The 14,206-nt window shown below is 45.9% G+C and carries 12 protein-coding genes; 1 reads left to right on the top strand and 11 read right to left on the bottom strand.

What is annotated here, in order from left to right:
* Positions 1–379 precede the first annotated feature (379 nt).
* A complete protein-coding gene (locus tag NSS82_RS00075; protein WP_036677826.1) occupies positions 380–586 on the top strand; it encodes a hypothetical protein in 207 nt (68 codons plus the stop codon).
* Here the strand turns inward: NSS82_RS00075 and NSS82_RS00080 are convergent.
* From NSS82_RS00080 to NSS82_RS00130, 11 genes are all read right to left on the bottom strand, one after another.
* Positions 555–1,361 (bottom strand): MBL fold metallo-hydrolase, encoded by an 807-nt coding sequence (locus NSS82_RS00080; RefSeq protein ID WP_036677825.1) that lies wholly within the window; start codon positions 1,359–1,361, stop codon positions 555–557. The genes NSS82_RS00075 and NSS82_RS00080 overlap by 32 nt on opposite strands.
* Before the next feature lie 14 nt (positions 1,362–1,375).
* Positions 1,376–2,116 (bottom strand): two-component system regulatory protein YycI, encoded by a 741-nt coding sequence (gene yycI / locus NSS82_RS00085; RefSeq protein WP_036677823.1) that lies wholly within the window; start codon positions 2,114–2,116, stop codon positions 1,376–1,378.
* A 38-nt stretch (positions 2,117–2,154) separates the two neighbouring features.
* On the bottom strand, positions 2,155–3,447 hold the full coding sequence (locus NSS82_RS00090; RefSeq protein ID WP_036677820.1) for a YycH family regulatory protein: 1,293 nt from the start codon (positions 3,445–3,447) through the stop codon (positions 2,155–2,157).
* Positions 3,444–5,273: a cell wall metabolism sensor histidine kinase WalK gene (walK, locus tag NSS82_RS00095; RefSeq protein ID WP_036677817.1), complete on the bottom strand. Its 1,830-nt coding sequence runs from the start codon at positions 5,271–5,273 to the stop codon at positions 3,444–3,446. Before walK ends, NSS82_RS00090 begins: the two co-directional genes overlap by 4 nt.
* Positions 5,273–6,004 carry a response regulator YycF gene (gene yycF / locus NSS82_RS00100; RefSeq protein ID WP_036677815.1) on the bottom strand — a complete coding sequence of 244 codons (732 nt, stop codon included), beginning with the start codon at positions 6,002–6,004 and terminating at the stop codon, positions 5,273–5,275. The genes walK and yycF overlap by 1 nt, the downstream gene beginning before the upstream one ends.
* A gap of 192 nt (positions 6,005–6,196) precedes the next feature.
* Positions 6,197–7,744, bottom strand: a complete 1,548-nt coding sequence (locus NSS82_RS00105; protein WP_076099794.1) for a M23 family metallopeptidase — start codon at positions 7,742–7,744, stop codon at positions 6,197–6,199.
* Positions 7,745–8,060: 316 nt separating this feature from the next.
* Positions 8,061–8,705, bottom strand: coding sequence for a hypothetical protein (locus NSS82_RS00110; protein WP_038573956.1), 645 nt, complete (start codon positions 8,703–8,705; stop codon positions 8,061–8,063).
* A 190-nt stretch (positions 8,706–8,895) separates the two neighbouring features.
* On the bottom strand, positions 8,896–10,182 hold the full coding sequence (locus NSS82_RS00115; protein ID WP_076272993.1) for an adenylosuccinate synthase: 1,287 nt from the start codon (positions 10,180–10,182) through the stop codon (positions 8,896–8,898).
* 211 nt (positions 10,183–10,393) lie between these two features.
* Entirely contained in the window at positions 10,394–11,755 is a 1,362-nt protein-coding gene (gene dnaB / locus NSS82_RS00120) for a replicative DNA helicase (RefSeq protein ID WP_036677807.1), read from the bottom strand.
* Position 11,756: 1 nt separating this feature from the next.
* A complete protein-coding gene (gene rplI / locus NSS82_RS00125; protein WP_036677804.1) occupies positions 11,757–12,203 on the bottom strand; it encodes a 50S ribosomal protein L9 in 447 nt (148 codons plus the stop codon).
* Positions 12,200–14,206, bottom strand: a complete 2,007-nt coding sequence (locus tag NSS82_RS00130) for a DHH family phosphoesterase (RefSeq protein WP_036677802.1) — start codon at positions 14,204–14,206, stop codon at positions 12,200–12,202. The genes rplI and NSS82_RS00130 overlap by 4 nt, the downstream gene beginning before the upstream one ends.

The raw sequence follows: 14,206 nt of genomic DNA on the forward strand, positions 1-14,206 counted from the left end.
CCCCCTTCTATTGCCAAGCGTTCACTGTTGTTAAGACCTGAACCTATAGCAACCACGTCCGAACCAAACCTCTGTAACCATTAGACTCCAAATATCACTAAAAAGTTTCACTTTATCCATTAACCCCACAAGAGTTTCGATCAATCGTTAGATTATGATAATCTTTTAATATATCTTCTCTATTAGGAATATTTTGCAACTTAAAAGACTACAATAAAATAGAAGTGTCCCTAAAATTTTAGCTTTGCTCATCACGCTTTTAATTGTATCACAGGCAACCTGCAATTCGGGATTTTCCTCAGCTAAAACACCTGCGAATTTTTTACAGTTTTCAGTTCTAATTACACTATATATTCACACTATTAAAGGAGGATTAATTATGAGTTCTTTTTCAACAAGTATGGATTTAGTCGAGTTTATCGGTAAGCTTGGTGACTTAAAGGATGAACACTACCACATGACCCTTGCCTTTAGCGCAATGATCGAATTGATGATTGAAAAAGGCCTAATCTCCCGCCAAGAATTAGATCGCAAGACCGCTGAACTTGATCAGCTTATGACTGGCTCAGCTTATCCCATGGCGTAGGTTGATCATAATACGTATCACACAGTCTGAACTCACTATCTTTGAAAAAACAGCCCCGATCCTCCATTGCGCCGCGTACCGACATTTTTGCCAAATCCATCATATTGTGATCCCGGCTTAAATGCGCCAAATAGGTCCGTTTGGTCCGCCCTGTAAGAATTTCGCTAAGCGCAGCTCCAGCTGCCTCATTGGAAAGGTGACCCATGTCGCCTAGGATGCGCCGTTTCGTATTCCACGGATAACGTCCCATTCTCAGCAATTCGATATCATGATTCGCCTCCAGCACCAATACATCTGCATCTGAAATTGCATCTCTTACCTTATCACTAACATAGCCCAGGTCTGTAGCTACACATAACTTCTCTTTTCCATCATAAAAATTGTAACCCACTGGCTCCGCTGCATCATGAGAAATCGCAAAGGATTCTACTCGCATACTGCCGAAATCCTTGTGCTGGCCAGACTCCATGATCATACGGTTATACTCCGGTATTTTACCAATTCCCTTCTCGATAGCTCCCCAGGTATTGGTGTTCGCATAAATCGGAAGATCGTATTTACGGGCCATGGCCCCGAGTCCCTTGATATGATCGGAATGTTCGTGTGTAACTAGAATCCCGTCTATATCATTACCCGTTAGTTCACGCATGGCCAACAGCTCATCGATCCGCTTGGCACTAAAACCTGCGTCAATCATAAGTGTTGTCTCCCCGTTTCGTACCACCGTTACATTGCCGGTAGAACCACTGGACAGTACTGTAAATGAAATCCCCATTTTCCTTACTCCTTCTACTCTGTTGTCTTAGGACTGATGATGTCCGCACTAATAGCATCCACATAATAGGCATTGCCGTTCTCCAGCATAAACCGCCACATCGGCGAAGCTACCTGACTTTCCGAGTTGAACAGCTCACCGTAATACCCCAGCTCAATCTCCTTCACTACGGAATCTGCCGGAAAATACTTCTCTATCAAGCTACTAAGTGCTTGCGATGCTGGAAGCACCTTCTGTTCTTTATCGCTGCTGCTTGTCCCTATTTCAATCTTCGGCCAGCGGTAAGCTACGATTTTTTGATCACTGTTAATCAACTCTAGCCTAACACGGAACAACGACCACTGATTTTGAACCAGCGGATGAAGAACGAACTTTCCTACCTCACTTTCCTGTGAATCAAAGCGATAATTGGAAATGTCAGGAATCTTATCCTCAAGCGCCTTGCTAAGCTCTGAGAAGGAAGAATAGATCAGCTTGCTGTCTATAGGTACATCTAATTTAATTGGTGGTTCAGTCTGCTCTTCAGCAGAATAACGATAAGTAATGTTAGGAAGCTGCGGGGTAGACGCCGGAATGGGACACAATACACGAATCCCTTTCTGCTCCATTACGGCTTGGGTCTCAGCAGACAGGGAAGTAAAATCAAGATTAGCACTAACCTGATCGCGCAAATCGACCCACAGCTGGTAACATAGCAGCAGATTCAGACCTAAAAAGGCGCAAATCAGTACATTTTTAGCTCTTCCCCAATCCATACCCGAACCTCCTAATTGTTATATGAACCACTTGTCCATTAATTTAAAGTAAGAACACTGCCATCACTAAGTGTAACTTTCCAGACAGGTATCAGCTCCAGATGATCTTCCTTCACCTCAGGCACATAAGCAGGCGTTAAATCCTTCACTGCCGAAGTTTTACTGACCAGAGACAACCTATACTCCAGATCCGCACCTCCAGATAGCTCCACTACCTTTTTTACGGCCTTACTTTCATCTATATAAATTAGAGAACGTTCATAAGAGGATACTGTTCCCTGCTGCAGTTCCAGATTTATTACACCATACTGTAATGATGAATTGCTCATTATCGGATAGGAGCCGTACGGATAGGAGCCATAATATTGTTGAAAAGAGACCTTTCTCTCCTGTCTGCCTTCCTCTGTAGCCTCCAAACGGTAAGTCCCATTCCATCCGCCATGCTGGTTCACAAATTCTACAGCTTCCAAAGCATCCTTGGCAGGGGTACTTTCTCCAGCTGGAAGCGCCGCAGGGTCACTATAGCTCATCCAGTTCTTACCCTGGTCCACCTGAAGGCTCCGTTTGCTATCCGTATAAATCTCCGAGCCGTTCTTCTCCCGAATATATCTAGTGCTTCCAACATCGAAGAAAAGATTACTCTGCATTTGCTCTATGGTGTACATCCCGGAAGGCATGTCTACCTGAACCAGAGAAATCTTACTGTCTGGCACATAATAATCCCCGCTTACGGTCTTGTAAGGCGTCCAATTCTTACCGAAATCAACATGCTGCTGCACATCCTGAACCGTTAAATCCGCTTTTGCCGCTTCGTATATGATGTCGCCTCTCGTACTGAAGAAAATAGCATGGGCCTTGGAATCATTCTTAATGTTATAGATCCAAATGCGATCAATGCTTTCTCCTTCAAAAAGGGAATCTGGCGATAACTGCATCACCCGCTGCAATAACGTTACCGGAATGCCCGCTCCGAATGAAAGCTCAATCCCAGGATTCTCATTGCGGATCTTATCCCAATCATAATCCTGTACCGAGTGCCGTTGGAAGCTTTCGAAGCCACGACCTTTTAAGCGATTCATGATCAAGCTATAGAACGTAGAGTCCGGATAAAAAAGCGTATGTTTGCCTTCTCCCATATGGATGATCATTTTGTCAGGGTATAACAGGTTCTCTACCTTCTCTTCCGGACCCATATTATCTGTCTTCACATACAGGTTCTCAGAAAGCACTGCTGAATCAGCACCAGGCAAACGGTAGATCAAATAATAGCTTTCAACCAGGCTTCCGAGCACGAGCAAGGCTAGAATGCATGATTTGATTCGTTCCTTCATGCCTCACTCCCCCTTTGCTCGTTCAAAGGCAGGGTAAAGGTTACCTTTGAACCTTCATTTAGCTCGGATTGCAGGGAAATGGAGCCTCCATGTGCCTTCACAATTTCCCGGGCAATGGAAAGGCCAAGTCCGGTGCCTCCCATGTTCCGCGAACGTGCCTTATCCACGCGATAAAATCGTTCGAAGATCCGCTCGATATCCTTTTTCGGAATCCCTATCCCCGAATCACGCACAGAAATGGAGAGCATTCCATCCTCATTCTTCAACGCTTCCAGTTCAATCGTACCGCCTTCTGGCGTATATTTTAGCGCATTGGAGACCAAATTCCCCAAGACCTGATCGATTTGATCGCGATCAAGCCACGCCGTGGTAACATCTTTGCGGACCCTTGTACTTATATCTATACGCTTCTGCCGAATTTGAAAAGAAAAACGATCCGCCACATCCTCCAGCATCTCGGTAATATCCGTCTGCTGAATTCGAAGAAGAGCTTCCTTGGAATCCAGACGGGAAAGATGCAGCAAATCCGTGACCAGACGAATCATCCGTTCGGTTTCGTTGCGAATAACCCCAACAAATCGAACCGCCAGCTGCGGATCTTCAAGTGCTCCATCATCCAGTGCTTCAACATAGCTTTTAATAGTGGTAAGTGGTGTTCTTAGCTCATGCGAAACGTTCGCCACGAACTCACGGCGTGATTCCTCCAGATTCTCCTGTTCGGTGACATCCTGCAGCACAGCAATTGTGCCGGCAATGCCACCCTCACGACGATGAATCGGAGTAAACGTCACTCTTACGATATTAGAATCTTCTCCACCCATATGAGTCAGATGAAGCATTGCAGATTGGGCATTGCCTTTAGCCAGAGATCCGCTTTGTTCGTAATCTAAGCCCAACAATTTATCTAGAGGGGCACCTTCCGGCAACGGTCCTTCATTTCCGAGCATCAGCGCTGCCCGCCGATTCATCAGAATCACTACTCCGTTCTCATCTGTAGCCACGACACCATCACTCATGTTCGTCAGAATAGAGGTAAGCTTCTCCTTCTCCTCTTCATTCTGCGAGAGTGCCTCACGCAATCTACCGGTCATATAATTGAACGCCTGACTGAGTTGTCCAATTTCATCATTGCCCAATACGGGCATTTTACGATTGAATCGGCCTTCAGCGACAGCCGTAGCATGCCTCGTCATTTCCTTAATAGGCTGCGTGATGGTGTGCGCCAGAATGACGCATAAAACAACCGTTAACGCTAGAGCTAACAGCAAACCTGAGATAAATACACTATTGATCCGGCCCATCGTGGCGTATAGATCCTTCATGTCAGCAGCAATATAGATTGCGCCCACTACCTTGTCACCCGAGAGCACAGGCTTGGCCACAACCTTTTTACGCACATTATCATCGGCAATAATATATTCCTCGTTATCACTGATGCCCTGCAAGGCCCGATTCACAACTGTCTGGGTGTTACGCTGCCCGACATAGTCATTCTGCGAGGGAACGGAAGTGGTGATGATTTTGCCGCTGGCATCCAGTACCTGAATCTCAGCCCCGTTAATGTACAGATTATTGACCATTCCGCGCAGACTTTCCACAGCGGTTTCCTCATCTGCGGTTCCAGCCTCACTACCAAATTTATCAGCAGTCAGGATAGACAACATCTCAGCACGTGCTTTAAGGTCCTTGGTGAAATTATCTGTTAACGAGTTCTTCATCGAGCTGACAAAATAAACCCCGATCAACTGCATAGCTATCAGAATTAGCAATACGTAAATAATAATAAGTTTTGCCTGAATTGTCCGGATAAAGGACCGCCACTTCATCACAGTCCTCCATTTTTAGGGCTATGCATCAAATAGCCGAGTCCACGCCGAGTATAAATATATTCGGGCTTGCTGGGGTTCTCCTCAATTTTCTCTCTTAGACGACGGATCGTCACGTCAACGGTCCGCACATCACCGAAATACTCAAATCCCCACACTGCCTGCAGCAAATGCTCCCGAGTCATCACCTTACCGGCATGTTTGATCATATAGTAGAGCAGCTCATATTCACGATGGGTCAAGTCAAGCGGCTCCCCGCCCTTATAGACCAAATACATATCTGTATCTATAAACAGATCAAAATGATAAATGCCCTGCTTATTCTCTGCTGGTTCACTCGCCATCCCCTGTGGTGACGGTTTATGCTGTCTCCGCATCTGGGCTTTAACTCTGGCCAGCAATTCACGTGTACTAAAAGGTTTGGTCACATAGTCATCAGCACCAAGCTCCAGGCCAAGTACCTTATCAATCTCTCCGTCCTTGGCTGTAAGCATAATGATAGGAATGTCCAAGTGCGCAGAACGCACCTCGCGGCAGACGTCCATACCATCTTTGCCGGGCAGCATAAGATCAAGCAGCATAAGATCGGGCCTTTTGGACAATGCCAGCTCCACTGCACTGTTGCCATCAAAAGCACAAATAACCTCGTAGCCTTCTTTTTCTAAATTAAATTTCAATATATCAGCAATAGGCTGTTCATCATCTACTACCAGAATCGTTCCCATCTGCATGTCCCAGCTTCACCTTCCTATCCTTACTTAATGATCATTCCTTTATTTTAACATACCTGTCTAACCGTCACATCCTACGAAATAAGCAATCCCCCTGCCCAGCAAAAAGAAACGGCTTTGCCGTCACTCGTAGATTAAAAAAAAATAAAAACCGCCCGATTGAAATCGAGCAGTTAAAGGACAAAGTATGAATTATTGCAAATACTTCATTGGATTTACAGCAGTGCCATTCTTCCGAATCTCAAAATGCAGATGTGTACCCGTCGAACGTCCGGTGCTGCCCATTACGCCAATCTTGCCACCCTGCTCCAAGCGTTGGCCTGTAGAAACCGAGATGCTTTTTAAATGACCATAATAGGTCTGGTATCCGTTGCGATGATCTACAATAACTACATTCCCGTATCCACTCTGCACACCTGCAAAGATCACGGTCCCGGCATCAGAAGCTTTTATATTCCGATTGCTAGATACCATATCAATACCCTTATGGGCACGGCTCCAACGCTCGCCGAAGCTACTTGTCAGTGTCGCCCCGCTTACCGGCCAACTGAACATGCCTGTTCCTTCACCAACAACCTTCGTTCCCCGATAAACAACTTCTGGCAGCGAGGCTTGTATAACGGTCTGGCCTAACCATTCTTCTTGGACGACCGTACCATTTTCCTTCGTTACCCGATACTCCATTTCTTTAAGTCCAGTTTGCCCTGGACGAACGACTTTGCTTTTGCCTGCCGCTAGCTGATCGCTCGAACGCACAACCACTTCCGGCTCAGTCACTATTTGCTCAGTCACTTTTTCCACAGTTACTACTGTAACATCTGGTTGGGGTACCTTCAGCTTCAGTGTATCTCCAATCTTCAACGTCAGCTCTTTCACGTTAGGATTGTTACTATAAATCTCTTTTTGGGTGATTTCAAACCGTTTGGCAATCCCCGAAATCGTATCACCCTCTTGAACGGTATAAAGAAGGGGCGCCTCTTTACCTTCGGTAAGTGTCTGGACCGCTGCCTCCACATCCAACACTTTATTAGGATCTGCTTTGATAGGAACGATAGAAATATCTTCACTAATCTCTACCGACTCTACTTGCTCCGGAGTCTTCGCTTTTGCAGCAGATGAGCTGGAAGCAGCCGTTCTTGTTAGCTTACTAGCCGTCGTTGCTACTTCTGCTTGTGGGACATAATGATTTTTTACCCCTTCAAGCACTGCATTAGCAGTTTCCTGATCCTTAACTATGCCAACAGCCTTGCCATCTACCATCAATTGTACGCCTACCGCATAAGCCTTCAGCATTCCATCTAGTTTAGTAAGTGTCGCCTCACTATCAACTTCTGGCTTGTATGCCTTCTGCTCTTCTATTGTAATGCCCTCTGTTTGCAGCACCATGGTTGAATTCGGATATTTCTCCTGATATTCTCGTTGTTTCTTATCGTATAGCTGGTTAAGCTGCGTCTGATCGGTAAGTCTTCCGATTTCTTCACCCTTCACCAACACTTGATAATAGGTAACCGTGTTAGCAGCTACATACCTTTTCTCTGCTCCAACCAACACCGTAGCTAGAAGCACAAGGCCGACAGATCCCAAAATCCAAGCGCGCCGAAATCTGCGAGTACCTTTCTCTTGTTGAAAGTGTTTGGAGTCGTGATCGAAATTGTGGCTCTGTTGAACATTCGCCTCGGACTCTGCTGGATGTCCATCTTGCAGCTTGCTCATCCGACGCATGAACTTAAATCCCTTCATGAAACTCTCCCTTTCAGTCCGCTTTTACTTCCGACAAAAGCGGCCAAGCTAATTGTACGACCTCGATTATATAGATTACGTCCACGTAAATTTCTGCGTATACTAGTGCTTAATTCCTGCTTCTAATGAACCTATAAAAAGGTTGTTAAGGAGGTTACAAAAAATTAACCTCTTGAGGTCCTTGTTTACTGTACCATAGCTTAGAGAAAAATTTCAACTTTAGACATAACAAAAAACCCGCCAAATACGCGGGTTTTTTGCGCAAATATGAAATTTTAACCTTTTTCATGTGTCTATAAAGTGACAATTACAAATGCTATTGCGTAGATTCTGTTGTTGGTGTAAGCATTTTCATTATGCTCTCATATTCGTCTGCATCAACATATTTTGCAATTACCTGCTGCAGCTCTTTAACCTCATCTTCTGTTAATCCATCCTCCATCGCTGTTGAAATTTTTGCCATCTCATCCTGGGGTAGTTTGGACATCAAAATATTGAATATATTTACCTTCTCTTCCGATGGAAGATTATCTTTAAAGTCACTGAGTGCCTCAGGTGTCATTACTAATTGTTGGTCACCAACACTTCCACTTCCGCTATCAGCTGAACTTTCGGTTGTAACTTGCCCCATAACTGGTAAGGCATCAGTCGGAGTATTATCATCTACGGGCTCACCCTTGCCTTTAGCTGGCGAATCCGTGCTTTTGTCGGTCTCCTTGCTAACTGTACTCCCTGTGGTTACTTCTTTATTAGCTGTATCCGAGTCAGATTTGTTATCCATGCCAATAATGCTCCGAATCATTCCTCCAAATCCCGGACCGGGAGTATTCACTTTAATATCGAAGCTAGCCAGTACCGACTGAATATAAGCATTTACAACCACGCCCGTTGTTAGAATTGAAAGAGTGCTGGCAAGTACCACAATCAGACATACGCTAAGTGCACGCTTCACGATCTTCATCTTCATTTCTCCTCTCACCTATGTTCAAGTCTATCTGGTAGATCATGTACATGTTCTTCTATACATCCAGTATTGACTAGAACCGGCCTTGGGAAACGTCTAGGCATAAATCTAGGCCCCAAAAGAGAGAGATATAGTCCTCAGAACAAAAAAAAGAGCCTCTAACGAGGCTCCTTAGTATAACTAGGTTTTAGATATAAATTGGCAATACTTGATTCGTCTGCTCACGGTTACGACCCACTGAGAAGATAGCAATCGGAATACCTGTAAACTCAGATACACGTTCAACATATCTACGTGTATTTGCTGGAAGATCATCCAATGTTTTTGCAGAAGTAATATCTTCGCTCCAGCCTGGGAGCTCCTCATATACCGCTTCGCATTCTGCCAGCATTTTGAGGCTAGCAGGGTAATGAGTAATTACCTCACCACGGTATTTGTAGCCTGTGCAGATCTTCACAGTCTCAAGTCCGCTAAGTACATCCAGCGAGTTAAGAGATAGCCCTGTGATTCCACTTACACGACGAGCGTGACTCACAACTACACTGTCGAACCAGCCTACACGGCGCGCACGTCCGGTAACTGTGCCATATTCATGACCTGTTTCACGGATATAATCACCTGTTGCATCATTCAGCTCTGTAGGGAACGGGCCATCTCCAACACGAGTGGTATAGGCTTTTGCAACCCCAATAACCTGTTTGATTTTGGACGGTCCCACACCAGAACCTATGCATACCCCACCGGCAGATGGGTTGGATGAAGTAACAAACGGATACGTACCTTGATCGATATCAAGCATTACTCCTTGCGCACCTTCAAACAACACTTTGCGATCCGCATCAATGGCTTCATTAAGAATAACAGAGGTGTCTGTTACATAATTACGCAGCACTTCTGCATATTCCAGATATTGAGTCAGAATCTCTTCTACGTTAAGAGCTTCCGCACCATAGACCTGTGTAATCACTTGGTTCTTCTCTTGCATCAAGGGGCGGAGTCTCAGTTCGAATTCCTCAGCGTCCATCAAGTCAGCAATACGGATACCGTTGCGTGCTGCCTTATCCATATAACAAGGACCGATACCTTTACGTGTAGTACCAATCTTGTTCGGACCCTTACGGTCTTCTTCGAGAGCATCCAGCACCATATGGTATGGCATAATGACATGAGCACGATCACTGATCACTAAGTTCTTAGTGTCAAAACCGTTCTCGTGAATATAATTAATTTCTTGGATCAAGGCAGCCGGATTAATAACCATTCCGTTACCAATTACACAAGTTTTCTCTTTATAAAATACACCCGAAGGGATCAAGCTGAGCTTAAACTTCTCACCGTCAATCAGAATCGTGTGACCGGCATTATTGCCCCCTTGATAACGGGCGACCACATCTGCACTTTCCGCTAGAAAGTCAGTGATTTTCCCTTTACCTTCGTCTCCCCATTGTGTTCCCACGACGACTACCGTTGACATGTTCATTCCTCCGTAGGTGCTACTTAGCACCATTATTTTTCATAATATGGGCCCTATACGTCATTCTTATGTACGTGGCCCTCCGGACGCCAAGCAGATTTAACCCGCTAAAGGACAATTCTCAGTGTAACAGCGGTTTTTTTCAAAGTCAAATAAAACGAACGATTACACAAAGAAATGTGCAATCGTTCGGGAATTATACATGTCAGGTTTAACCAGCAAAGGGTTCCGCATGTGCTCGCTCGTAGTTAACGAACTTGTTGAAATTTTTAAGAAAGACCAGTTCTACCGTGCCTACGGGACCATTACGCTGTTTAGCTATAATGATCTCAATAATATTCTTCTTCTCCGTATCCGCATTGTAATAATCATCACGATACAGAAACGCAACAATATCGGCATCCTGCTCGATAGAACCCGATTCACGCAAGTCACTCATCATTGGACGTTTATCCTGACGCTGCTCTACACCCCGGCTTAACTGCGACAGGGCAATAACCGGCACATCCAGCTCACGGGCAATCTGCTTCAATGTACGAGATATATCCGATACTTCCTGCTGACGGTTCTCTCCGCCTTTACCGCGGCCCTGAATGAGCTGCAAGTAGTCGATGACGATCATGCCAAGTCCTTTTTCCTTCTTCAGTCTCCGGCACTTTGCACGAATATCGGTTACCGTGATACCTGGTGTATCGTCGATATAAATCTCCGCTTCAGATAGAGACTGAATACCCATCGTCAGCTTGGACCAATCATCATCACTCTTGAAGTCACCGGTACGCATAATATTGGCATCTAAGTTGGCTTCAGCACAAATCATCCGCTGTACCAGCTGTGGCGCTGACATTTCCAGACTGAATATCGCAACAGTTTCTTTAGCGCGTACTGCCACGTTCTGTGCAATATTCAGGGCGAATGCAGTCTTACCAACAGATGGACGAGCCGCAACAATGATCAGATCGTTACGTTGGAATCCGTTAGTCATATGATCTAAATCCACAAATCCGGTTGGGATACCTGAGGTACCCCCCTTATTTTGATGAAGCAACTCAACCTTGTCGAACACTTCCATCAAGACATCGCGGATCGCAATAAATCCACTGCCGCTCCGCCGGTTGGAGATTTCAAGAATACGCCGCTCTGCATCACTCAGCATATCGGCTACATCTTCACCGCCAGTATAACCTTCGCTCACAATCTGCGTGGCTGTGCGAATCAAACGGCGCAGCATGGCTTTCTCTTCGATAATCTGGGCGTAGTATTCTACGTTAGCAGCAGTAGGCACGGCATGCGCCAGCTTAGCTAAGTAGCTAACACCACCAATATCTTCAAGCTCTCCTTTGTCCTGCAGTCTGGACGTAAGTGTAACAAGATCAATCGGCTGGCTCTCTTCTCCGAGCTGCACCATCGCCTCAAAAATCATTTGATGCGCTTTATCGTAGAAGTCTTCAGTATTCACCCGTTCCATTGCAGTAATGAGCGCTTCATCCTGCAACAGAACCGCACCAATTACCGCTTGCTCGGCTTCAAGATTCTGCGGGGGAACCCGATCGAAAAAGAGATCTCCACCCATGTTACTCCTCCGTTACCTCAACCTTAAGTGTGGCCTTTACTTCAGTATGCAATTTTACGCTTACTTGAAATACTCCTATATGGCGAATTGGCTCACCTAATTCAATCTTGCGCTTATCAATAGTAATTCCTTTGGTGGAAGCCAGTGTCTCAGCAATCTGTTTGCTTGTAATAGCGCCGAATAAACGTCCGCCTTCACCTGATTTTGCTTTCATTGTCAGTGTTAACTCGTCAAGCTTCTTACCCAATTGCTGTGCTTCTTCTTTTTCGTTATCTTTACGGCGTTGTTCAGCAGCTGCTTGATTCTCCAGCGTCTTCACGTTACCTTCCGTTGCCGGACGAACCAATCCACGTGGCAATAAGAAGTTGGAAGCATAACCTTCGGATACCTCTTTAACCTGACCTTTTTTACCTTGACCCTTAACATCTTTTATGAAAATGACCTTCATTCGAATAACCCCTCTTTCGATTCGATTTCCGCCAGCACCTGCAGTAATCTGGCTTCTGCTTCTTTACATGTTCCTTCAAGCTGTACTGCGGCATTGGATAGATGCCCACCGCCGCCTAATTTCTCCATCACGACCTGTACATTCATACGTCCGAGTGATCGGGCACTAATGCCAATCAGGCCGTCAGGCCGCTCGCTGATGACGAATGAAGCGACTACGTTGGTCATCCCAAGCAGCGTGTCCGCAGTCTGAGCAATAAGAAGCTGCGGGATTTTCATGCCTGGTGCCGTAACTACGAGCGCGATTTGGTCATACACCATTCGCGCATGTTTGATAATTTCGGCTTTGGAAATATACTCCTGTAAATCCTCCTTCAGCATGCGCTGAATAAGTACGGTATCGGCACCATTCCGGCGCAGGAAGCCTGCGGCCTCAAAGGTACGCGAACCCGTATGGAGCGCAAAGTGCTTTGTATCCACCGTGATCCCCGCTAACAACATTGTAGCATCCAGCGGACTGATCTTTACCTTCTCATGGATATACTGAAGCAGCTCTGTCACAAGCTCACAGGTCGATGAAGCGTAAGGTTCCAAATATACCAATACAGCATCATTAATGAACTCTTCACCTCTGCGGTGATGATCCACCACTACGATTCTGCTGGCATATTGTACTAGCCGCGGCTCCATCGTCATAGACGCCTTATGTGTATCCACAACAATAAGCAGGGTATGCTCTGTCATGATCTGTAGGGATTGCTCCGTTGTGATGAATGACTTATACAAATCGTCATCCTTACGAATCTGCTCCATCATGTTAGTTATCGATGGATTTGGAGTCTCCATCACAATGCTAGCCTCTACATTATACATCTGCGCAGCCCTTAACAGGCCGATTGCAGCACCCACAGCATCGATATCCGGTGTCCGATGACCGAGGATCAGCACACGATCGCTCTCCTGCATCAGATCCCGCAAAGCATGCGCAATGACCCGCGCCCGCACTCGGGTACGCTTCTCAGCAGCATTACTCTTGCCACCGTAGAAGGATAACCGTTGGCCTGCTTTTACAGCCGCCTGATCACCACCTCGGCCCAGCGCCATGTCTAGACTGGATTGGGCCAATGCCCCTAATTCACTTGCAGAGTCTGCGCCAAAGGCCAGACCAATACTCAGTGTCATAGGTACCTTGAGATCAGCAGTCATTTCTCTGACTTCATCTAGAATCACGAAGCGGCTCTCTTCCAACGCTTGCAGGCTACGATGATTAAGCAGCATTAGATAACGTTCCGAGGACAACCGCCGCAGATAAACCTCAAACTGCTTACTCCATTCAGTGATCTCACTCGTCACCTTAGCAATCAGCGAGGTTCGCTGTTGATCATCCATTCCTTGAGCGGATTCATCCAGGTTATCCATCATCACTATGCCGATCGCCAGCTTCTCATCCTCATACCGCTCACGTAACACCACAAGCTCAGTGATATCATACAAGTAAAGAATACGCTCACTCGGAATAATGACAGCTTGATAAAATCGTTCATCCACGGTGATCTCAAGGCGGGTGTCATGGAGCACACCTTCTTTGCCGACCTCCCGCTTACCCGCTGCAGCACCTGTAAAAAAAGACTGCATATCAGGCAATAATTCTTGCAGTGATTCCCCAACTAAAGACTTGCGTGCGAAAATATCGCCGGCATAGCGGTTATTCCATTCCACCGTTCGATCCTCGCTAAACAGAATGATTCCAAGCGGCAGCATGCTGACTGCTTCGCCCTCTACCCGCTTAATGCGGAAAGACAGCCCATTAATATATTCCACCAGATTACGACGGAACGAGATCTCCGCTTTCAACATATAGAAGCATAAAGTACCTGACAGAAACAGGCCGGCGACCCCAAGCGCCCAGTTATAGACACTGACAATTATAATAAGGACCAACAGCAGCATGAACGCCCATACGGTATGATAGCCGTGCCAGCGTCTTTGCAGAAATTTAGGCAT

The sequence above is a fragment of the Paenibacillus sp. FSL H7-0735 genome, assembly GCF_038008505.1.
In the GTDB taxonomy this organism is placed as follows: domain Bacteria; phylum Bacillota; class Bacilli; order Paenibacillales; family Paenibacillaceae; genus Paenibacillus_AQ; species Paenibacillus_AQ odorifer.

Bases quoted from the DNA above. Each gene is read 5' to 3' on its own strand.
- NSS82_RS00105 (WP_076099794.1), bottom strand. From the start codon at position 7,744: ATGAAGGGATTTAAGTTCATGCGTCGGATGAGCAAGCTGCAAGATGGA.
- NSS82_RS00080 (WP_036677825.1), bottom strand. From the start codon at position 1,361: ATGGGGATTTCATTTACAGTACTGTCCAGTGGTTCTACCGGCAATGTA.
- yycI (WP_036677823.1), bottom strand. From the start codon at position 2,116: ATGGATTGGGGAAGAGCTAAAAATGTACTGATTTGCGCCTTTTTAGGT.
- NSS82_RS00075 (WP_036677826.1), top strand. From the start codon at position 380: ATGAGTTCTTTTTCAACAAGTATGGATTTAGTCGAGTTTATCGGTAAG.
- dnaB (WP_036677807.1), bottom strand. From the start codon at position 11,755: ATGGGTGGAGATCTCTTTTTCGATCGGGTTCCCCCGCAGAATCTTGAA.
- NSS82_RS00110 (WP_038573956.1), bottom strand. From the start codon at position 8,705: ATGAAGATCGTGAAGCGTGCACTTAGCGTATGTCTGATTGTGGTACTT.
- yycF (WP_036677815.1), bottom strand. From the start codon at position 6,004: ATGCAGATGGGAACGATTCTGGTAGTAGATGATGAACAGCCTATTGCT.
- walK (WP_036677817.1), bottom strand. From the start codon at position 5,273: ATGAAGTGGCGGTCCTTTATCCGGACAATTCAGGCAAAACTTATTATT.
- NSS82_RS00090 (WP_036677820.1), bottom strand. From the start codon at position 3,447: ATGAAGGAACGAATCAAATCATGCATTCTAGCCTTGCTCGTGCTCGGA.
- NSS82_RS00130 (WP_036677802.1), bottom strand. From the start codon at position 14,206: ATGCCTAAATTTCTGCAAAGACGCTGGCACGGCTATCATACCGTATGG.
- rplI (WP_036677804.1), bottom strand. From the start codon at position 12,203: ATGAAGGTCATTTTCATAAAAGATGTTAAGGGTCAAGGTAAAAAAGGT.
- NSS82_RS00115 (WP_076272993.1), bottom strand. From the start codon at position 10,182: ATGTCAACGGTAGTCGTCGTGGGAACACAATGGGGAGACGAAGGTAAA.